Here is a 7,050-nt window from a genome sequence, read left to right as displayed (position 1 = left end):
CAAAAGGGACATCCTGATGAATCTGAGCCGAAGAAACCACAGACGAGATATGAACAAGATAATCTCTAAGATCTAAATTAAAATCAAGCTCGGCTCTTAAAACTAAAGTATTTACAAAAAAACCTATCAAATCCTCCAAGCCCGAATGATGACGGTTAGCTACAGGAGTACCCAAAAGAATATCACGTTGACCGGAATATGAAGATAGCAACAAATAATAGCCTCCCAACATAACACTGTAAAGACTAATTCCTAAATCTTTGGATAAAGATCGTAAATCGGTAGATAAGGCTGGGGATAGACTACACGATAAACTCTTTCCTACATACGATACAACAGAAGGACGAACATAATCCAGAGGTAGATTTAAAGGCTCAAATCCGTTAAGATGAGTCTTCCAATAATCCAATTGAACAGACAACACAGAACCACTAAGATACTCACGCTGCCATAAAGCAAAATCCTTATAACTTATCGAGAGAGGACGTAAATCAGGCTCAGTTCCCAATAACAAAGATTCATAAATTACAGACAACTCTCGGAAAAAGATATCGATAGACCAACCATCAAAAGCTATATGGTGAATAACAACCGTAAGATAAAAATCAGACCCTAAACTAAACAAGCGAACGGAAATCGGAAGCTCTTCTGACAACAAGAATACACGACCCATCTCTTTCCCTATCTCTAAGTCCAGCTCTGCAACACTAGAAACAACAGTCTCACTAATACTTAACTCCTTATCACTAACATACTGGTAACCTTGACCTTCCGAATCTTTAAGAATCAACGTACGAAGAATATCATGACGTGATAAAAGACGCGAAAAAGAAGACTTTAGAACTGCAAGATCTGTGGTCCCCGATAAACCAAAAACCATAGGAATGTTATATGCACTACTACCTCCTTCATACTGATCTAAAAACCATAAACGCTCCTGTGCAAACGAAAGCTTCTGATCTTCAACATCAGAGACCGTAATAACACGAATCATACTATTAGACATAACATTATCACTGCTTGCTAAAACATGGGATAAGGAGTAAATATTTTTATGCGTAAAGAGCATAGCAACCGTAACAGCAAATCCAAGATCTCGATGGATACGACTGATAAGCTTTATAGCCATAATACTGTTACCACCTAATCTGAAAAAATCATCATGAATACTGATACTAGAGGGTTCCAAACCTAAAACTTCTCCATACAGCTCTGATAATTGTTTTTCTAAAACAGTACGGGGAGCCATATACTCAGTAACTCCAGTAAACGTAGGTTCAGGTAAAGAGCGTCGGTCTAACTTCCCGTTAAGCGTAACAGGAAGCTCCTCCAAATGAACATACACAGAAGGAACCATATAATCAGGAAGATGACCTGATAAGTGTATAGATAAGTCTTCATGATTAACTGCTGCATCTGAGACATAATAACCTATCAAATATTTGATCCCTGAACCTTGTTCCTTAGCCAAAACAACTCCCTGACGAATACCTGCATAACTCAATAAAGCGTTTTCTATCTCTCCTAATTCTATCCTATACCCTCTAATCTTTACCTGGAAGTCATTACGTCCTATATATTGTAAATTACCATCAGGAAGGAAACGTACTAAATCTCCCGTCTTATAGATACGGCTATTATAACCTATCTCCTTCTCCTCTTCACTCTGGAAAGGATTGACCACAAAACGCTCATCGGTAAGTTCAGGAAGATTTAAATAACCTCGAGAAACTCCTACTCCCCCTATATATAGTTCTCCTACTCCACCCAAAGGAACAGCACGCAAGTGGCTATCCAAAACATACACCGAAGTATTACGGATAGGACGACCTATGTTGAGAGGATTGTGATCTTCATTATAATGATGGTATGTAGACCAGACCGTAGTTTCTGTAGGGCCATATTCATTGATAAAAATAATATCTTCATAAGAAGTATCAAGAGTAGGAAAAGATTCTCCCCCTACTAAAATCAATTTAAGATCCGTATCAGGTAATAATTCTTTTAACAAAACAGGAGGAATAAAAGAAACCTCTATTTCATTCTCTTTTATATATTGATTTAAATCTCTTACGTCACTTCTAAGTACACTACTGTAGAGCCATAATGTATTGCCATTACACAGCACAGGAAAGCTTTCACTAATAAAAACATCAAATACATAGTTAGAATAACAGCCAACATTTCTATACTCATCTAACCTATGCGATTTTATCATCGATTCTACAAAGTTGACTACACTTCTATGCTCAATCATCACTCCCTTGGGTTTACCAGTGGTACCACTCGTGTAAATGACATACGCCAGATCTGAAGAGCTCACACAGGGAAGAGGATTTTCTATAGAACATATATCCAAGCTATCTTTCATATCCGAAGAATTCAGATTAAGAATACTGAGGGGTAAAGACTCTTCTTCTCTATCTATTAATTCTTTATAATCATATAAACGATTCTTAGTACGCTCTTCTCCGATTACAACTCTCGCATTGGTATCTCCCAAAATATGTTCTATTCTATCCATAGGATAATTAGGATCCATTGGAACATAAGCTCCGCCTGATTTTAATACCCCTAAGATTCCAATCAGCATCTGCTCCGATCTTTCCAAACATAAAGGAATGAGTTCATCAGACTTAATCTGATAGTTTTCTAATAAATAATGAGCCAATTGATTGGATCTTTCATTAAGCTCTCTATACGTTAACTGAACATCTTCATACACCAAAGCAATATGATCAGGAGTCTTCTCTACCTGTCTCTCAAATAATTCATGAATGGTAGCACTTGTATCGTATTCCACTCCCGTAGAATTCCAATTATGTATCAAGTCTTGATATTGAAGAGCTGAAACATATGACAACTTATCTGTAGTGAGATTAGGATCTTGTAAAAGCTGATTTAACATCAATTCCATACCTTCTAGTACCTGAGATATCATAGCCTGTTCAAATAACAAGCCTTCATAGTTTAACGTGAGACTCACTTCCTCTCCTCTCTCATATGCAATCAAACTTAAGGGATAATCCACTTTCTCTATAGAATCCCGGAATCGAATATCTAAATCCTCAGAAACATCTCCATCAGAGATAGGATAATTCTCATACACAAATAAACTACTGAACAGACGCTCTCCATTATCTTGAAGACTTGATAGACTCTTATCACTGTATGTGTTAAGATCACTTACAGAAGATTGAAGATTTACTATTACATCCATTACCTTACCTTCCTTATGCTCTACAATCAAGGGAAGGGTATTGATATACAAACCTACTGAACTTTCAATCCCCTCCACAGGTAAACTTCTTCCCGAAACAGTCGTTCCTACTACTGTTGTTCTTTGATTGCTGTATATACTTAACTGTTTATGCCATAAATATTGTAACACCGCATTAACTGTTAAGCCCTCCTTAGAGATTAAATTCTTTAAGGAAGTATACTGTTCTCCTGTAATACTCCAAGCTAAAGATTGATGATCCTGAATATGACGATATCCTGAAAGATTCGTATGCTTCTCTGAAACTTTAAGTAAACTACTCAAATCCTCCCTATCTTCCAATAATAACATATACTCCTTCCAGAATGAATCACTCTCTCCCTTATGACTCTGAAGATACTTCTGGGATTCTCCATACGATATATCCATCATAGAAGCTACTACTTCTCCTTTCAATAATCTAAGGTAGGTGGTATGAATATCATTAAACAGTACAGGCATACTCCAACCATCCAAGATTGCATGATGATTACTGAAGATACATGTATAATGTGATTCTGAATGTTGACACACATAGACTCTAAAGAGTCCTGATTTGGAAAGATCATACTCCTCTTCTCTGTCTTTCTGAACAATGGATTTGATCTTATCTTCTCTTTCCTTTTCATCATACCCACTCAGATCTATACAACGCCAGTCCACAGAGCTTATCTTATCTATCACCTGAACTATAGACTCTGACCAATCAAATCTCGTTCTTAATACAGGATGCTTATTCTGAACATATTCCCACGACTCCTTTAACTTCTTCAAATCAACCCCTCCATGATAATCCCATAAAAGCTGTACCCGATAAGAATCATCTACATCTCCCTGACTTAAAGCATGGTAGATAAAACCTTCCTGAAGACTACTGGCTAAATATACAGAATCAATCTCTATCTCTTCCTGAATAGAATCTAGTTGGCTGGAACTCAGAGTATGATCCACATCTGACACCGTAAGGTAGCTTCTATCTATTCCTGATAACCCATTCACATGCTGCTCTAAGTATCCTTTAAACAATACTGATAAACGAATCATCTCTTCTTCACTGAAGTAGCCTCTTAATCCGAAATACAATTCTCCTCCTACCACAGCGCCATTGATAGTAAGAAGATGAGAATCCGAATTATCTCTTCCCACAGATTCTCCACTATTCTCCCCTACGATATACCAACTCTCTGATACAGACTCCTGTTGATCCAACTGGCCCAAGTAATTAAAACTAACTCTAGGAAGATTACCATCTGTATAGCCGATAAGACTTCCATAACCTATCCCATTATCAGGAATACCTCTCAAAGACTCCTTCGTATGAACTAGTGTAGAGAATAAATCTTTACCCCTCTCTAACACTATGGGATACATTGTGGTAAACCAGCCTACTGTTTCAGTAATATCCATTCCCGGAAAGATATCCTCTCTTCCATGACCTTCTAATACAATACCATGAGCTGATAGACCCGTGAAATCACAAAGAGCCAAAGAGAAAGCTGATAAAAGAACATCATTGATCTGAGTATGATAGACTCCATGAATATCTCGAAGTAAACGACTCGTGGAGCCTTTATCCAATACCAAATCGGAATGATGATAGAGAGAACTACTAAGACTCTGGATATGAAGATTACTATTCTTCGTATTCTCTATAATACTATTCCAATACCTTAGCTCTTCTTCTCGGGAGGTAGCACTATCCTCTTTATAAGTCTTAACCACATCAACCCACTGGCGGTAACTGCTTCCTTTTACATACAATGGGTTGGTATTTCCTTCCTTAAGAGATCTATACATCAACTCAAGATCTTCTGTTAAGATTCGCCAGCTTACCGCATCGATAATAAGGTGATGGAAACAGAAATGAACACGACAACTTCCATCTTCATAACCATGGATATATCCTACATGAAGTAAAGGACCTTCAATGATATCAAATCCACTCTGCCAAGAAGTAAAGACTTCTACTAATTCTTCTTCACTTACATCTCTACGATCAAGTATACTCAAATCAGGAGATATAGCTTCTTTTCTATACTCTTGAAGATAGCCATGCTCTGTCTTAGGATAATATAGCCGTAAGGCATCATGCTTCTCTACTAATTGTAAGAGACTTTGTTTTAATATATCTATATCCAATTCAGGAACATGAATCATAAAGGACTGATTCCAATGATGGAAAGAGGTAAAATGTTCTCCCAACTCTACTTCATGGAAGAACCATTCCTGAATCGGTAATAATGAAACTTCACCTTCTAATATTCCCTGTTCAGTAATAAGAGACAATCCTTCTACATGCTTTCTACTTTCTAAGAGCTCAGAAAGATGATACACTGTTCTATAGGTAAAGACTTCTTTAACACTTAAGGATAAGGATAATCGTTTTCGTAAACGACTCACGAGTTGGATACTGATAATACTGTCTCCTCCCAAGCGAAAGAAATCATCATGTAAACCTATACTTTCTACAGGTAAGCCTAAAACCTCACCATACATCTCTGCTAAGGCTTTTTCCAAGACAGTCGTTGGAGCGATATACTCTTTATCTCCGGTGAAGCTAGGCTCAGGTAAAGCCCTGCGATCCAACTTACCATTAATCGTAAGAGGAAGTGATTCCAAATGAACATACACAGAAGGGATCATATACTCCGGAAGAAGCCCAGATAAATGCATAGATAAGTCTTCATGATTAACTGAAGCATCCGATATATAATAACCTACTAAGTATTTTAACCCTGAACTATGTTCTTTAGCTAAGACTACTGCTTGACGAATACCTTCATAACTCAATAAACCGTTCTCTATCTCTCCAAGCTCGATTCTATATCCTCGGATCTTTACCTGGAGATCATTACGACCAATATACTGTAAATTACCCTCAGGAAGAAAACGTACTAAATCTCCCGTCTTATACATCCGTCCATTATAACCTATCTCCTTCTCCTTTTCACTCTGGAAAGGATTCAATAGAAAACTCTCAGCTGTAAGCTCAGCAAGATTCAAATAGCCTCGGGAAACTCCTACTCCTCCTATATATAGCTCTCCTACTCCTCCCAAAGGAACATGACGTAAATATTCATCTAATACATACACCGAAGTATTACGGATAGAACGACCTATGTTGAGAGGATTGTGATCTTCATTATAATGATGGTACGTAGCGCATACTGTAGTTTCTGTAGGACCATATTCATTAATTAAAATAATATCATCACGGTTTAAATCACTAATATCAGGGAAAGTTTCTCCTCCCGCAAAAATTAATTCAAGACTGGTATCAGGTAGTAATTCTTTTAATAAAACAGGAGGAATAAAAGAACCCTCTATTTCATTCTCTTTTATGTACTCATTTAAATCCTTTACAGAATTTCTAATTTTATTACTATAAAGCCACAAAGTATTTCCGTTACACAGCACAGGAAGTGCTTCATAAACAAAGGCATCAAACACATAATTGGAGTAACAACCTAAATTTACATAATCCTTAAGCCTGTGGATCTTCACCATTGAATTTATCAAGTTGATCACTCCTGTATGCTCTATCATCACTCCCTTGGGCTTACCAGTGGTGCCACTCGTATAAATAACATACGCCAGATCTGAAGAGCTCACAGAGGGAAGAGGATTTTCTATAGAACATATATCCAAGCTATCTTTCATATCTGAAGAATTCAGACTAAGAATACTTAGAGTTGATTCTTCTTCTCTATCTATTAATTCCTTATAGTCATATAAACGATTCTTTGTACTCTCTTCAACGATTACAACTCTAGCCTTGGTATCTCCCAAAA

General features: G+C 37.1%; 1 protein-coding gene. It reads right to left on the bottom strand.

Features of this window, described 5'->3' with window-relative positions; all coding sequences use genetic code 11:
• On the bottom strand, positions 1 to 7,050 hold a 7,050-nt coding region (locus tag CHRY9293_RS17950), incomplete at both ends, for a non-ribosomal peptide synthetase (RefSeq protein ID WP_162034234.1).

The sequence above is a fragment of the Chryseobacterium potabilaquae genome (assembly GCF_902728265.1).
Taxonomy (GTDB): Bacteria; Bacteroidota; Bacteroidia; order Flavobacteriales; family Weeksellaceae; genus Chryseobacterium; species Chryseobacterium potabilaquae.
This window is presented reverse-complemented; position numbering and strand designations above follow the sequence as displayed.